Origin of the sequence: Methylobacterium sp. Leaf465, assembly GCF_001424705.1 — a bacterium.
Lineage (GTDB): Bacteria > Pseudomonadota > Alphaproteobacteria > Rhizobiales > Beijerinckiaceae > Methylobacterium.
Map to the genome: position 1 here is coordinate 518,863 of NZ_LMRA01000012.1, position 13,662 is coordinate 532,524.

A 13,662-nucleotide genomic window follows, 5' to 3' on the forward strand; every position below is an offset into this window, starting at 1 on the left:
AAGCATTGGTTAAGGCTGTTTCTTTACGAAACCGTTACCCTGTCTGCCGCGTGGCGGGTCGTCAGGCCGCCAGCCCCCGCTGGCGCAGGAGCGGGTCGATGCTCGGCAACCGCCCCCGGAAGGCGGTGTAGGCCTCGCTCGGATCACGCAGGTTGCCGGCCCCGTACACGTACTTGCGCAGGCGCGCCGCGGTCTCCGGATGGAAGATGTCCCCGGCCTCGCGGAAGGCGTCGAAGGCGTCGGCATCGAGTACCTCGGACCAGAGGTAGCTGTAGTAGCCGGCCGCGTAGCCGTCGCCCGAGAAGATATGCGCGAAATGCGGCGTCCGGTGCCGCATCGCGATCTCGGCCGGCATGGCGATGCGCTTGAGGGCGTCCGCCTCGAAGGCCGCGACGTCGAGCCCGTCCTCGCCGGCGCTCGACAGGTGCAGCGTCATGTCGACGATCGCCGAGGCGGTGTACTCGATGGTGGCGAAGCCCTGGTTGAAGGTCCGGGCCGCGAGCAGGCGCTTCAGCAGGTCCTCGGGCATCGGCTCACCGGTGCGGTAGTGCCGGGCGTGCTTGCGCAGCACCTCCGGCTGTTCGAGCCAGTGCTCGTAGAGCTGGGACGGCAGCTCGACGAAGTCGCCCGCCACCGCGGTTCCGGCGAGCAGCGGGTAGGTCACGTCGGAGAGGAGGCCGTGCAGGGCATGGCCGAACTCGTGGAACAGCGTCCGGGCATCGTCGAAGGAGAGCAGCGTGGCCTCGCCGTCCGGCGCCTTGGCGAAGTTCATCACGTTGACGATGATCGGCTTGATGTCGCCGTTGAGCCGCTCCTGCGACCGGAAGGCGCTCATCCAGGCGCCGCTGCGCTTCGTGGCGCGGGCGAAGTAGTCGCCGAGGAACAGGCCGACCTCGGATCCGTCCGCGTTGCGCACGGCCCAGGCGCGCACGTCCGGATGATACCGCGGCACGTCGGGCAGTTCTTCGAAGCGCAGGCCGAAGAGACGCTCGGCCGTGTCGAAAGCCGCCGCGATGACGCCGTCGAGGGGCAGGTACGGCTTGATCTCGCCCTCGTCGAGGTCGTGCTCGGCCCGGCGCAGCTTCTCCGCGTAGTGACGCCAGTCGTGCTTGGCGAGATCGAAGTTGTGGCCTTCCGCCTGGACCAGCGCCTGCAGCCGGTCCCGCTCGGTGGCGGCCTGGTGGTGCGCCGGCGTCCAGACGTTGCGCAGGAGGTCCATCGCCCGGTCGGGCGAGCCCGCCATCGTGTCCGAGAGCTTGAAATGGGCGAAGCTGTCGTAGCCGAGCAGTCGGGCCCGCTCGGCCCGCAGCGCGACGATCTCGGCGATGAGGCCGCGGTTGTCGGTGGCGCCGCCGCTCTCACCGCGGCGGGTCCAGGCGTCGTAGGCCTTCTCACGCAGGTCCCGGCGCGTGGAGAAGACAAGGAACGGCTCGATCAGCGAGCGCGACAGGGTGATGACGTGGCCGTGCGCGCTGGCCCGCTCCCGGGCCGCCGCCGCCGCTGCCGCGCGCAGGAAGGGCGGCAGCCCGGCAAGATCGTCCTCAGTCTCCAGGGGCAGGGCGAAACTGCTCTCGTCGGCGAGCAGGTTCTGGCTGAAGCTGGTGCCGAGCTCGGCCATGCGGGCGGCGATCTCAGCCATCCGATCCTTGGCCTCGGGCGCCAGATCGGCACCCGAGCGGCGGAAGCGGGTCCGGTAGCGGTCGAGCACCCGACGCTCCTCCGGTCCGAGCTGCTCGGCCTCGGGATCCACCGCGGAGATGCGGGCCCAGAGGGCGGCATCGAGGTAGATCGCGCTGCCGTGGCGGGCCAGGCGCGGGGTGATGGTCCGCTCGACCGCCTGCAGCTCGGGGTTGGTGTGGCTTCCACTCAGGTTGAAGAACACCGAGGCGACGCGGTCGAGGTCGTGCCCCGCTCGCTCCAGAGCCGCGACCGTGTTGGCGAAGGTCGCCGGGGCGGTGTCGGCCGCGATGGCGTCGATCTCGGCCCGGTGGCTGGCCAGCGCCGCCTCGAAGGCCGGGAGATAATGGGCGGGCACGATGTCCTCGAACGGCGGCAGGCCGTGGGGCGTCGACCAGGCCGGGTCGGCGAAGGGGCCGATCCGCGCCGCGGCGGCGGTCGTCTCGTGAGCCATCTCCTGGGAAGCGTCGGGCGTGCCAGTGGTCATTCGCAGTCCTTCGTCCGGTTCATCGCGCGTCGCGCCGCAAGGTAAGCACCCAGGCGCGAAGCGCAAATGCGGGCCTACGCCCGCAAGCGACACGGCGTCGGTTTCGTCTCTGGGTTGACGCGGTAAAGGCCCCGCGCGAACCCGCGGCGCCTCCCGACCGTTACCGGCGTTCCGGGGCCCCGGACCAGATGGAAAACGAGATGCGTCACCGACCCGCCCGTCGCCTTGCCGGAGCCGCGATCCTCGTCCTCGCCGGCCAACTCGGCCTCACGCGCGACGGTTCGGCGCAGGAGAAAGGCGTGCCGTCGGATGCGACGGCGATCCCGATGCCACCGCCGGCGCCCCCGCCGCGTCCAACCGAGCTCGCCCCGCCGGCCCAGGTCGAAGCGCCGCGCCCACCCGAACGACCGGCGGAACTGTCGCCGCCGGCAGAGGCGGCAAAGGCGCGCGAGGCCGAACCGGTGAAGCCCGCGGACGGCGGGGAAGTGCCGGCACCGCCCCCGCGACCCGCCGAACTCTCGGCCCCCGCCCTGGCCATCACCGTGGCGCCCGTCGACGACGGGGCCTGCCGGCGTCGCCTGGAGCGCCTCGGCGCACGCTTCGAGCCTCTGCCGGCCATCACGAACGGTCAGTGCGGGGCAGCCAGGCCCCTGAAGGTCACGGCGCTGGCCGACGACCTTGCCCTGGCGCCGCCGGTGACCCTGGTCTGCGAAGCCGCCGAATCCCTCGCCCGCTGGGCGACGGAGGCGCAGGCGGCCGCCGAGCGCGACCTCGGCCAGCCGCTGAAGGGGCTGACGATCGGCACCTCCTACGAATGCCGGGGCCAGAACCACGATCCCGATGCCAAGCTCAGCGAACACAGCTTCGCCAACGGCATCGACGTGATGGGCTTCACCTTCGCCAACCGCCCGGCCCTCTCGGTGCTGGCCGCGCCGGAGGGAACGCCGGAGGCGACCTTCCTGGCCGCCGTACGCGGCCGGGCCTGCGCGTTCTTCCGCACGGTCCTCGGCCCGGGCTCGGATGCGGCCCACGCCAACCACCTCCATCTCGACGAGCGGCAGCGGAATGCCGGCCACCGCCTCTGTCAGTGAAGGGCGGAACGCCGGACGGCCCCGCGCGCTTACTCCCGCGCCATCAGGCGGATAGCGCGGGAGTTCTTCGGTGATCAGGTATCCTTCGACACGCATCGGCGGCGGTCTCGCCGCCCTCGCCCTGGTCGCCCTGGCGAGCGGCGCGCAGGCCGAGACGAAGGACAAGGCGGAGGGACCGGCGCTGACGCGCGAGGCGGTGGAATCCGCAGCCCTGGCGCCGACCGGGGACGCCGCGAAGGCCGACGCCCAGGGCGGCGAACCGAAGACGGGCGCGGCGAAGAGGACGGACAGGGCCGAGTCGAAGGGCGAGGCGGCCAAGCGCAGCGGGGCGAAGCGCCCGGAGCCGGCGCTCGTGAAGGCGCAAATCCTCCTCGATCGGGCCCATTTCTCGCCCGGCGCCATCGACGGCCGGGACGGCGACAACCTTCGCGGCGCCTTGGCGGCCTTCGCCTCCGCCAACGGCCTGAAGGCCGAAACGGAGATCGCGCCCGACCTCGCCGACACGCTTCAGGCGACGAGCCGTGATCCGGTGCTCACCGAATATACCGTCACGGAGGTCGATGCGGCGGGGCCCTTCGTCGAGAAGATGCCGGCGAAGATGGAGGAGCAGGCCGATCTCGACGCGCTGGGCTATACAAGCCCCCGCGAGATGCTGGCCGAGCGCTTCCACATGGCCCCGGATCTCCTCGGCGCGCTCAACCCCGACGCGGATTTCGGCAAGGCCGGTACGGTGATCCTGGTCGCCGCGGTGAAGCCGCTGGAGACCGGCAAGGCGACGACCGAGGAGAAGGCCGCGAAGAAGCAGTCGCAGGAGGCCGGCAAGACGGAATCCGGCAAGACGGAATCCGGCAAGACGGAATCCGGCAAGACGGAATCCGGCAAGAGAGATTCCAGCGAGAGGGAGTCCAACAAGGATACCGGCAAGGCGACGGACACGAAGGGCTCGAACGCCCAGGCGGTCGATCCCGAGGCGCGCGACGCGAAGGACGTGACCCGCATCGAGGTCGACAAGGAGAGCCGCGCCGTGCGGGCCTTCGACCGGGACGGCAAACTCGTCGCGTTCTATCCGGCCTCGATCGGCAGCGAGGAGAAGCCGGCCCCGTCCGGCGAGGCGAAGGTCGAAGGCGTCGCCTACGCGCCGACCTACACCTACAATCCGAAGTACCAGTTCGCCGGCGTGAAGGCGAAGACCAAGTTCACCATCCCGCCCGGCCCCAACAATCCGGTCGGCGTGGTCTGGATCGACCTCTCGATCCCCTCCTACGGCATCCACGGCACACCGGAGCCGGAGAAGGTAGGCAAGACCGAATCCCACGGCTGCATCCGCCTGACGAACTGGGATGCGCGCGACCTCGCCAACCGCGTCAGCCGCGGCGCGCAGGTGGTGTTCAAGGACGAATAGCGCGCCACCCGCCGACGCCGGCCAGCAGCGCGGCGTCGGCCAGGAACGCCAGGGCGGCCGTGGCGGCGGTGCCCTGGAGCATCGCCACGGTGTTCTGGTTCTGCAGGCCCGACACGATGGGCGTGCCGAGGGTCGAGGCCCCCGCCAGGGCGCCGACGGCGGCGGTGGCGATGGCGAGCACCAGGGCGGTGCGCAGGGTCTCGACGATATCGGGGGCGGCCAGGGGCAGTTCGATCCGTGTCAGGATCTGGAGCCGGGTCAGGCCGATCGCCCGTCCGGCCTCGCGGACCTCCGGTGCCACCCCCGCGATGGCGCCCGCCGTCCCCCGCAGGACCGGCATGATTCCGTAGGCGACGAGGGCGAGCAGCGTCGGGGGACCTCCGAAGCCGAGGATCGGCAGGGCGAGCGCGACCACGACCACCGGGGGCACCGCCTGCGCGGCCGCCGCGAGTCCATCGATCATCGGCCGCCAGGGTTCTGCGAAGCGGCGCGTGATCAGGATGCCGAGGCCGATCCCCAGGACGGCCACGAGGGTGAGGCCGGTTCCGGCCAGGGCGAGGTGCTTCCATGCCAGGTCGAGGAGGCGCTCCACCGACAGGGGACGCCGCGCCGGCTCCCCCAGGGCCTCGGTGATCCAGCTCGCCACCCTGGGATGACTGGCCACGGCGAGGCCGAGGCCCATGAGGGCGAAGCCGAGGGCCGCGGTTCGTCGCGACCGGCTCATGCGTGCCACCGCCGCCGCGCGGCGGCCTCCACTCGGCTGAGACCGCGCTCGGTCAGCAACGAGAGCACCACGACCGGGATCGCCCCGAGGAGGATCAGGTCGGGCGCGAACTGCGCCATCCCGTCGAAGACGATGCGGCCGAGGCCGCCGGCCCCGACAAGGGCGCCGAGGGTGGCGAGGCCGAGGCCCTGCACGGCCGCCACCCGCACGGCCCCGATGAGGATCGGCGCACCGATCGGCAGACGGACCCGCGCCAGCACCTGTCCCCGCGAGAGGCCGAGGGCCTCGGCAGCCTGCAGGGTGTCGTCGTCCGGCGCCCGCAGGGCCAGGGTCAGCCCGCGCCAGAGGGGCAGGGCCAGATAGGCGGCGATGGCGACGATGGCGGGGACGGGGCCCAGCGCCGAGAGACCAAGGTCCCGCAGGATCGGAACGGCGCGGAGGAGGCCCGACATCACGGCGACCATTCCCCCGAGGAGGGCCACGGCGGGCACGACTTGAATCCCGCCGAGGACCAGGGCCACCAGCCCCTGCGGGAGCAGCGACAGCCCGACCGCGAGGAAACCCGCGAGAATGAGGGCCGCGCCCGCGAGGGCGAGATGCTCCGCGAGCGCCGCGTTCACCGTCTCGCGCCGCGCCGCGTACTCGACCGCGAGCGAGAGGGCATCGAAGGCGCCCGACCACCCGAGGACGACGAGCGCCAGGCCCAAGCCGAGGCCGATGGCGAGGCCGAAACCCGGTTTGCGAGACCGCCGAACCGCGAGGCTGAGGGCGCCGGCGAGGAGGAACAGGCCGAGCCAGGATCCCGATCCGAGACTGGCCCGCGCGGCCGGCGGGAGTCCGGCGAGGGACCGGACGGCGCCGGCGCCGAGGCCCTGTCCGAAGGCCAGGATGGCCAGGAGAAGCAGAAGCGTGGCGAGCGCCGCCGCCGCCCGATTTCGCGAGACCACGAGGGCGATGGCGAGGGCGCTCATTGCGAGAACCAGGGCGCCGGTTGCGCCGAGCGCCTCCGAGCCGGTCCGCGGATCCCCGAGCGCGAGCCGGTTCCGCGCGATGGTGAGCACCGGCAGCCAGGTCAGGGCGAGCGCCAGGGCACCGAGCCAGGCGGTGCCGACGAGCAACGCGAGGACGCGCCCGATCCCGACCGTCCGCAGCGCGCTTCCCGATGTCCCCGCCGTCACGGCAGCAGCCCGTTCTTGGACAGGTAACGGGCTGCCACCGCTTCGGCCACGTCGCCGTCCACGGTGATGCGCGCGTTCAGCCGCCGCAGGGTCTCGGCGTCGAGGCGGGTGAACACGCGCGCCAGGGCGGGCGCGATCTCGGGGTGGCGGGCGAGGTCGGCCTGCCGGATCACCGGGGCCACCTCGTAGACGATCTGGGCATCCAGGGGATCGCTCATGACGACGAGGTCGAGCGCCGCGAGGGCCCCGTCGGTCCCGTAGACCATCCCGGCATTCACGCCGCTGATCCCCTGCGCGGCCGCTCGCGCCGTGACGGACGTATCACCGCCGGGCAGGCTGATGATGCGATTCAAGGGCAGGGCGAAGCCATAGGCCGCCTCGAAGGCCGGCAGGGCCGCCGGACTCTCCACGAACTCGGTGGAGGCGGCGAGCCGAATGAGGCCGCGGCGGACCGCTCCGGCGAAGTCGGTCATCGTGGTCAGGTGCTCGCGCCGTGCCAGGTCCCCGTTGACGGCGATCAGCCACGTGTTGTTGGCCGGTGCCCGGGTCAGCCAGGCGAGGCCGCGCTCGGCGTCGCGCCGCCGGATGGTGTCGTACGCGCCCTGCGGCGACTTCCAGATCGGATCGGTCTCCGTGCCGGTGAAGAAGGCGCCGTTGCCGGTGTATTCAGGATAGATCGAGATCTCGCCGGACAGGAGGCTGTTGCGAACGATCAGGGTCGGCCCGAGTCCGAGCTTGCGCAGGACGGGCAAGTTCAGTTTCTCCAGAACCTGGGCGATCATGGCGCCGGTCAGCGCGCCCTCGGTATCGCTCTTCGAGGCGACCACGAGGGGAGACCCGGCCGTGGCCGAGTCGGGAGCCCGCACGCCGGAGAGCGCGAGCCAAGCCATCGCGGACCGTCGCGTCCAGTCTCGCACCCCGGACCGTCCCGTTAACATAGGTTGTTGGCATTCCAGGGGGGGCTGCCTACCGGTAGGAGTCGGTGGCGCAGAAATGTTTCAGACCGTAACATTGCTGCCCCGTAGACGGCCTTTGACGAGGTTCAGGTGCTTGACACGCCCCACGGAACGGGCGACGGCTCGCTCTGTGCCGGGCTGTTCAAAGGGTCTTGCCGGCTCGCTTAAGCCCTGCATCATTCGCATGTTGCGAGCCTGATTGCACACGGTGGGAGCGAACCCCTGAACACCTTCCGCGGAAGGCGTTCCGGATTTCCAAGTCGATCGAAGGGAAGAAGCCCCGGCGTGAGTGCTCAAGTGGACGAAGACCTTCTCAATGGGGCTCGCGTGCTTGTCGTCGAGGACGAAGCCGCGATCTCGATGCTGCTCGAAGACATGCTGCTCGATTTCGGTTGCACCGTCGTCGGCCCCGCCGCGCGTCTGTCGACCGCCCTCGAGATGGCGGAGAACGAGAGTTTCGAGGTCGCCATCCTCGACGTCAACGTGGCGGGCGAGCCGATCTATCCGGTGGCCGAAGCCATCGTGAAGCGCGACCTGCCCATCGTATTCTCGACGGGCTACGGCGGCGCCGGCATCCGTGAGCCGTTCCGTGATCGTCCGGTCGTGCAGAAGCCGTTCAGCCAAGCCGACCTCAAGCGGACGCTGATCGCAGCCGTGGCGGCCGCGCGCGCCTGAGATCATCGGATCGGAAAGGCGTCGGCCACGTGCCGGGGCCAGGCCCAGGGCGAGACGAACACCGCGTCCGCCCGAAACGTCGCCGCGTCGGTGTTCGGGTGCCGACTGATCCAGGCCCGGACAGCCCGCGAGAATCGGGCGACCTTGCGGGCGTCGATGGCGCCTTGCGCCGCCTCCAGCGTGCTGCGCGCCTTCACCTCCACGAACGCGATCGTCGCCCCGCGCCGGACGATCAGGTCGATCTCGCCCCCCGCCGCGCGAAAGCGCGACCCGAGCGGCCGGTACCCCTTCAGCATCAGGGCGAGGAGCGCGAGGGTCTCGGCCGTCCGGCCGCGCAGCTCGGTGGCGCGCCGGCGCTCGGCCGCAGGGCCCTCAGGTCTCATCGTCGCGCCGGGCCAGGGCCAGGGCACGGGCATAGACGACCCGGCGGGGCTGGCCGGTCTCCTCCGCCACCAGGGTCGCGGCGTCCTTGATCGAGTGCCGGGCGAGCGCCGCCGTCAGGGCCGCATCAAGGCCCGCATCCGTCTCGGCGGCGTCGGGCACCTCGTCCTGCGTGCCGATGATCACCACCACCTCGCCCTTCGGCGCGCCCTCCTCCGCGTAGAGCGCGGCGAGATCGCCGAGGCTGCCGCGCCGGATCGTTTCGTAGAGCTTGGTCAGCTCGCGGGCGACCGCTGCCGGGCGCGTAGGCCCGAGGACCTCCACGGCGTCGACCAGCATCTCGGGCAGGCGATGGGGCGATTCGAACAACACCAGGGTGCCGGGGATGCGCCCGAGCGCCTCCAGGCGGTTGCGCCGCGCGCCGGACTTGGCCGGCAGGAAGCCCTCGAAGAAGAACCGGTCGGTGGGCAGGCCGGCGGCCACGATGGCGGTCATCACCGCCGAGGGGCCCGGAATGGGCGTGACGCTGAGGCCGGCCTCGATCGCCGCCTGCACGAGCTTGAAACCCGGATCCGACACGAGGGGCGTGCCCGCGTCGGAGACCAGGGCCAGGGCCTCGCCGGCCTGCATCCGGGCGATCATCCGCTCGCGCACCGCCGCGTTGGAATGCTCGTGATAGGCCACCAGGGGCGTGGTGATCCCGTAATGCATCAGCAGCGTGCGGGTGACGCGGGTGTCCTCGGCCAGCACCGCATCGGCGGCGGCGAGCGTCGCCAGGGCGCGGAACGAGACGTCCTTCAGGTTTCCGATCGGGGTCGCCACCACGTGGAGACCGGGCTCGATCGCCTCGGCCTCGGCGGCGAGCCCGAAGGCCGTGAAGGTGGCGGGTGGGCGGGCGCCGGGCCCCGTCGCGGCCGGGTCGCGCCGCCGCCGGGTCCGCGTGTCGATCTTCTGGGTCATGGCCGCGACCTTGCCACGATCGGGGCTTCCTGCGGAATGCTCGGCGGCGCGTCGGTTCACATTTACTTTTGGCCCCTAGGCTGCAAGCCTGGGTCGTCAGCCGGCGACAGGGGGGCCACCGATGACGCACGCCAACAGGCTGAAATCCGGGCTGGTCGGGATCTCGACCCTGCTCCTGCTCGCGGCCTGCGTCGGAGTGCCGGACGGCGGCGGCCGCGTCTCGAACCGGGTCCCGCCACCCCAGGCGGAAGGCCCGGGGCCCGACGCGCCGATCGCCGCCGCGGGGGGGCGGATCGGCACCGGATCGGTGAAGGTCGCCCTGGTGGTGCCGCTCACCGGACCGGGCTCGGCGGTGGGCACGGCGATGCGCAACGCGGCCGAACTCGCCATCGAGGATTTCCAGAAGTCCGACCTGCAGATCCTGGTGAAGGACGACCGCGGCGCGCCGGACGGCGCCCGCGAGGCGGCCCAAGCCGCCGTGGCGGATGGGGCCGAGGTCGTCCTCGGCCCGCTCTTCGCCGCCAACGTCCAGGCGGCGGCCGGCGTGGTACGCGCGGCGGGCAAGCCCCTCATCGCCTTCTCGACCGATGCCGGGGTCGCGGCCCGCGGCACCTACCTCCTGAGCTTCCTGCCCCAGGCCGAGGTCGACCGGGTCGTCGACGAATCCGTCGCGTCCGGCCGAAAATCCTTCGCGGCGATGATCCCGGATTCGAGCTACGGAAACGCCGTGGAGGCGCAGTTCCGCGAGGCAGTGGCCCGCAAGGGCGCGCGCCTCGTGGCGATCGAGCGCTATCCCGTCGGCAATCCGGCCCCCGCCATCGGGCGCCTCGGCGGCCTGATCACCGGGCCGGCGGCCCAGGCCGACGCGCTGTTCCTGCCGGATACGCCGGATGGCCTCGCCACCGTCGCCCCGGCCCTGACCAAGGCCGGGTTCGCCCCCGGCCGGGTCCGGCCGATCGGCACCGCCGTCTGGAACGATCCCCGGATCTACGCCCTGCCCGCCCTCCAGGGCGGCTGGTTCGCGGCCCCGGACGCAGCCGGCTTCACCGGCTTCTCGCAGCGCTACCAGGCGCGGTTCGGCTCGGTGCCGCCGCGCGTCGCCACCCTGGCCTACGACGCGGTCTCGCTGATGGCGGCCCTGTCGCGCCAGTTCGGCTCGCAGCGTTTCGCCGACACCACGCTCACCAACCCGTCCGGCTTCTCCGGCGTCGACGGGACCTTCCGGTTCCGGCCGGACGGCCCGAGCGACCGCGCGCTGGCGGTCTACGAGATCCGTTCGGGTGCGCCGGCCATCGTCAGCCCGGCGCCGCGCACCCTCGGCCCGTCGGGCACCTGATCAGGCGGCGAGCGCGGCCACCAGCGCGTTGAGCACCGGCGCGCCGGCGGGCGTCGCGGCGATGCGGCCGCCCGCATGTCGGGCGATCAGCCCCTCGGCAACGAGGCCGTCGATCCGCCCCGGGTCGAGGGCCCTCCCCTTCAGGGCGGCGTAGCGCGCGGGGTCGATGCCTTCGCGCAGGCGCAGACCCATCATCAGGAACTCGTCGCCCTGGTCCGAGGCGGCCAGCGTCTCGGTCTCGACGATGCCGTGACCCCGCCCCTCCACCCGGGCGAGCCACGCTTCCGGCGCCCGCTCGGTGACGGTGCCGATCCGGCCTGCCGCTTCGACGAGGCGTCCGTGGGCGCCGGGGCCGATGCCCGCATATTCGCCGTAGCGCCAGTACAGGAGGTTGTGCCGGGATTCCGCGCCGGGCCGGGCGTGGTTGGAGATCTCGTAGGCCGGCAAGCCGGCCCGGTCGCAGACCTCCTGGGTCACGTCGTAGAGGGCACGCGCGGCATCATCGTCCGGCGGCACCAGCTTGCCGGCGGCGGCGAGGCCGTAGAACGGCGTGCCCGGTTCGATGGTGAGCTGGTAGAGCGACAGGTGCTCCGCCGCCCGGGCGATGGCACCTTCGAGTTCGGCCCGCCACGCGGCCGGGCCCTGGTCGGGCCGGGCATAGATCAGGTCGAAGGAGTAGCGCTCGAAATGCGCCGCCGCGACCCGCACCGCCGCCATGGCCTCGGCTGCGCTGTGCAGGCGGCCGAGTTGCTTCAGGGCGGCGTCGTCCATGGCCTGGACGCCGAGGGAGACGCGGTTGACCCCGGCGGTGCGGTAGCCGCGGAAGCGCTCCGCTTCGACGCTGGTGGGATTGGCTTCCAGGGTGATCTCGACGTCGGGCGTCACGGTCCAGGCGCCGCCGATGGCGTCGAGCAGACCTGCCACGGTGGCGGGCTGCATCAGGGAGGGCGTGCCGCCGCCGAGGAAGACGCTCGATACCGTCCGTCCGGGCGTGCGCGCCGCCACATGGGCGATCTCGGCCCGGAAGGCGTCCAGGAAGCGGCCCTCGTCCACGGGCGCGTGGCGCACGTGGCTGTTGAAGTCGCAATACGGGCACTTTGCGGCGCAGAAGGGCCAGTGGACATAGACCCCGAACCCCGCATCGCGGGTCGGGTGGTCCGGGCCTGTCGGTTCGGTCATGACGCGGATGTGCGCGCGGGACCGCCGTTTGGCAATCCCGCGGCCGGTCTCAAGGGCGCCGCAGGCAGTTTACGGACGCCGCAGGCAGGTCTGGGCCAGGAGCACGAAGGCGCGGGCGCGATGCGACAGGGCGTTGCCGGTCTGCCAGTCGACGCCGTGCTTCTCCGCGGAGGAGATCTCCCCGAAGGTGCGGTGGTCGCCGTCGGGCTGGAACATCGGGTCGTAGCCGAACCCGCTCGCGCCGCGCGGCGGCACGAGTTCGCCGAAGACCCGGCCCTCGAAGGTCTCGGTGTGGCCGTCCGGCCAGGCGATCACCAGGGCGGAGACGAAGTGCGCCCGCCGGGTGGTGGCGCCGCGCTTGTCGAGTTCCGCGGCGATCCGCGCCATGGCGCCGGTGAAATCCTTGGACGGCCCGGCCCAGCGGGCCGAGAACAGCCCGGGTGCCCCGTCGAGGGCGTTGACGCAGAGGCCGGAATCGTCGGCGAAGGCCGGCAGGCCCGAGGCCGTCGCGGCGGCGTGCGCCTTGATGGCCGCGTTCTCGGCGAACATCGTCCCGGTCTCGTCCGGCTCGGGCAGGCCGAGTTCGCCGGCCGAGACCGCGTCGACGCCGAAGGGCGCCAGCAACTCGCGCATTTCGACGAGCTTGCCGGCATTGTGGGTCGCGATGACGACGCGACCCGTGAGGATGCGGTGCTCGCTCATGCGGAGACTCCCTGCGCCACGGCCTGCTTCTGGAGGGCGACGAGGGACTGGATGCCGCCCTTGGCGAGGCGCATCAGCTCGAACAGCTCCTCCTCCGAGAACGGCTTGCCCTCGGCGGTACCCTGGACCTCGACGAGGCCCCCGGTGCCCGTGATGACGAAGTTGGCGTCGGTCTCGGCCGCGGAATCCTCCAAATAGTCGAGGTCGAGGACGGGCTTGCTCTTGTAGATGCCGCAGGAGACCGCCGCCACGTGGTCGCGCAGGGGGTCGACCGAGATGATCGAGCGGCCGCGCATCCAGGTGAAGCACTCGTGCAGGGCGACCCAGGCGCCGGTGATCGCCGCGGTGCGGGTGCCGCCATCGGCCTGGATCACGTCGCAATCGACGGTGATCTGGCGCTCGCCAATCGCCGGCAGGTTGGTCACGGCGCGCAGGGAGCGGCCGATCAGGCGCTGGATCTCCTGGGTGCGTCCGGAAGGCTTGCCGGCCGTCACCTCGCGCCGGGTGCGCGCGTGAGTGGCGCGCGGCAGCATGGCGTATTCCGCGGTGACCCAGCCCTTGCCGGAGCCGCGCAGCCAGCCAGGGCCGCGCTCTTCCAGGGTGGCCGTGCACAGCACCTTGGTGTCGCCGAAGCTGACGAGGCATGAGCCTTCGGCGTGGCGGGAGACGGCGCGCTCCAGGGTGACCATGCGCAGTTCGTCGTTCGCGCGCTTCGAGGGCCGCATGCCGATCTCCTTACCGGTGTCGATGGAGTGCGGCTTTACGGTTCCGGCCCCCGCCCGGCAAGCGAGGTCGGGCGGATTGCCGGCGCCGCCGGTGAGCCCGAGGTGCGGAACGCCTTCCGTGGCCAAGCGGTTTCTCGTATTCTCCATGCGTCCGCCAGGGGCGACGGTGGGCGGCATTGTGTAAAGCAC

At 71.8% G+C, this 13,662-nt stretch carries 13 protein-coding genes; 4 read left to right on the forward strand and 9 right to left on the reverse strand.

The window, feature by feature from the left end:
• Positions 1 to 61: 61 nt before the first annotated feature.
• A complete protein-coding gene (locus tag ASG51_RS10850) occupies positions 62 to 2,131 on the reverse strand; it encodes a M3 family metallopeptidase (protein WP_056380856.1) in 2,070 nt (689 codons plus the stop codon).
• 359 nt (positions 2,132 to 2,490) lie between these two features.
• Here ASG51_RS10850 and ASG51_RS10855 point away from each other — a divergent pair, with 359 nt between their 5' ends.
• Together ASG51_RS10855 and ASG51_RS25010 are read left to right on the forward strand one after the other, a co-directional pair.
• Positions 2,491 to 3,255, forward strand: coding sequence for an extensin family protein (locus ASG51_RS10855; protein ID WP_156389668.1), 765 nt, complete (start codon positions 2,491 to 2,493; stop codon positions 3,253 to 3,255).
• 70 nt (positions 3,256 to 3,325) lie between these two features.
• Positions 3,326 to 4,657, forward strand: coding sequence for a L,D-transpeptidase (locus tag ASG51_RS25010; protein ID WP_244480116.1), 1,332 nt, complete (start codon positions 3,326 to 3,328; stop codon positions 4,655 to 4,657).
• Here ASG51_RS25010 and ASG51_RS10865 read toward each other — a convergent pair.
• From ASG51_RS10865 to ASG51_RS10875, 3 genes are read right to left on the reverse strand one after another with little or no spacing between them, the layout of a single operon-like run.
• Positions 4,644 to 5,381, reverse strand: a complete 738-nt coding sequence (locus ASG51_RS10865; protein WP_056222740.1) for an ABC transporter permease subunit — start codon at positions 5,379 to 5,381, stop codon at positions 4,644 to 4,646. The genes ASG51_RS25010 and ASG51_RS10865 overlap by 14 nt on opposite strands.
• The gene (locus tag ASG51_RS10870; protein WP_082513961.1) at positions 5,378 to 6,559 is read right to left on the reverse strand and encodes an ABC transporter permease subunit; all 1,182 of its coding nucleotides are present in this window, start codon (positions 6,557 to 6,559) and stop codon (positions 5,378 to 5,380) included. The genes ASG51_RS10865 and ASG51_RS10870 overlap by 4 nt, the downstream gene beginning before the upstream one ends.
• Complete coding sequence (locus tag ASG51_RS10875; RefSeq protein WP_082513962.1) at positions 6,556 to 7,449, reverse strand: glycine betaine ABC transporter substrate-binding protein; 894 nt, start codon at positions 7,447 to 7,449, stop codon at positions 6,556 to 6,558. The genes ASG51_RS10870 and ASG51_RS10875 overlap by 4 nt, the downstream gene beginning before the upstream one ends.
• A gap of 351 nt (positions 7,450 to 7,800) precedes the next feature.
• Between ASG51_RS10875 and ASG51_RS10880 the strand changes: the two genes are divergently transcribed.
• Positions 7,801 to 8,190, forward strand: coding sequence for a response regulator (locus ASG51_RS10880; RefSeq protein ID WP_056222745.1), 390 nt, complete (start codon positions 7,801 to 7,803; stop codon positions 8,188 to 8,190).
• A 2-nt stretch (positions 8,191 to 8,192) separates the two neighbouring features.
• Here ASG51_RS10880 and ASG51_RS10885 read toward each other — a convergent pair whose 3' ends face one another.
• Complete coding sequence (locus ASG51_RS10885) at positions 8,193 to 8,573, reverse strand: YraN family protein (RefSeq protein WP_056223020.1); 381 nt, start codon at positions 8,571 to 8,573, stop codon at positions 8,193 to 8,195.
• Positions 8,563 to 9,531 carry a 16S rRNA (cytidine(1402)-2'-O)-methyltransferase gene (gene rsmI, locus ASG51_RS10890; RefSeq protein ID WP_056380742.1) on the reverse strand — a complete coding sequence of 323 codons (969 nt, stop codon included), beginning with the start codon at positions 9,529 to 9,531 and terminating at the stop codon, positions 8,563 to 8,565. Before rsmI ends, ASG51_RS10885 begins: the two co-directional genes overlap by 11 nt.
• Before the next feature lie 121 nt (positions 9,532 to 9,652).
• On the opposite strand from rsmI, the gene ASG51_RS10895 reads away from it, so the two are divergent.
• Positions 9,653 to 10,867: a penicillin-binding protein activator gene (locus tag ASG51_RS10895; protein ID WP_056351159.1), complete on the forward strand. Its 1,215-nt coding sequence runs from the start codon at positions 9,653 to 9,655 to the stop codon at positions 10,865 to 10,867.
• On the opposite strand, the gene hemW is transcribed toward ASG51_RS10895, so the two are convergent.
• The 3 genes from hemW to rph form a co-directional block, all read right to left on the reverse strand.
• Positions 10,868 to 12,046, reverse strand: a complete 1,179-nt coding sequence (gene hemW / locus ASG51_RS10900) for a radical SAM family heme chaperone HemW (RefSeq protein ID WP_056351161.1) — start codon at positions 12,044 to 12,046, stop codon at positions 10,868 to 10,870.
• A gap of 69 nt (positions 12,047 to 12,115) precedes the next feature.
• Entirely contained in the window at positions 12,116 to 12,748 is a 633-nt protein-coding gene (gene rdgB / locus ASG51_RS10905) for an RdgB/HAM1 family non-canonical purine NTP pyrophosphatase (protein ID WP_056222757.1), read from the reverse strand.
• Positions 12,745 to 13,473 (reverse strand): ribonuclease PH, encoded by a 729-nt coding sequence (gene rph / locus ASG51_RS10910; protein ID WP_056380864.1) that lies wholly within the window; start codon positions 13,471 to 13,473, stop codon positions 12,745 to 12,747. The genes rdgB and rph overlap by 4 nt, the downstream gene beginning before the upstream one ends.
• Between the last annotated feature and the right edge of the window lie 189 nt (positions 13,474 to 13,662).

Coding starts and splice junctions, on each gene's coding strand:
- ASG51_RS10895 (WP_056351159.1), top strand. CDS start 9,653: ATGACGCACGCCAACAGGCTGAAATCCGGGCTGGTCGGGATCTCGACC.
- ASG51_RS10865 (WP_056222740.1), bottom strand. CDS start 5,381: ATGAGCCGGTCGCGACGAACCGCGGCCCTCGGCTTCGCCCTCATGGGC.
- rdgB (WP_056222757.1), bottom strand. CDS start 12,748: ATGAGCGAGCACCGCATCCTCACGGGTCGCGTCGTCATCGCGACCCAC.
- ASG51_RS10855 (WP_156389668.1), top strand. CDS start 2,491: ATGCCACCGCCGGCGCCCCCGCCGCGTCCAACCGAGCTCGCCCCGCCG.
- ASG51_RS10875 (WP_082513962.1), bottom strand. CDS start 7,449: ATGGCTTGGCTCGCGCTCTCCGGCGTGCGGGCTCCCGACTCGGCCACG.
- rph (WP_056380864.1), bottom strand. CDS start 13,473: ATGCGGCCCTCGAAGCGCGCGAACGACGAACTGCGCATGGTCACCCTG.
- rsmI (WP_056380742.1), bottom strand. CDS start 9,531: ATGACCCAGAAGATCGACACGCGGACCCGGCGGCGGCGCGACCCGGCC.
- ASG51_RS10850 (WP_056380856.1), bottom strand. CDS start 2,131: ATGGCTCACGAGACGACCGCCGCCGCGGCGCGGATCGGCCCCTTCGCC.
- hemW (WP_056351161.1), bottom strand. CDS start 12,046: ATGACCGAACCGACAGGCCCGGACCACCCGACCCGCGATGCGGGGTTC.
- ASG51_RS10885 (WP_056223020.1), bottom strand. CDS start 8,573: ATGAGACCTGAGGGCCCTGCGGCCGAGCGCCGGCGCGCCACCGAGCTG.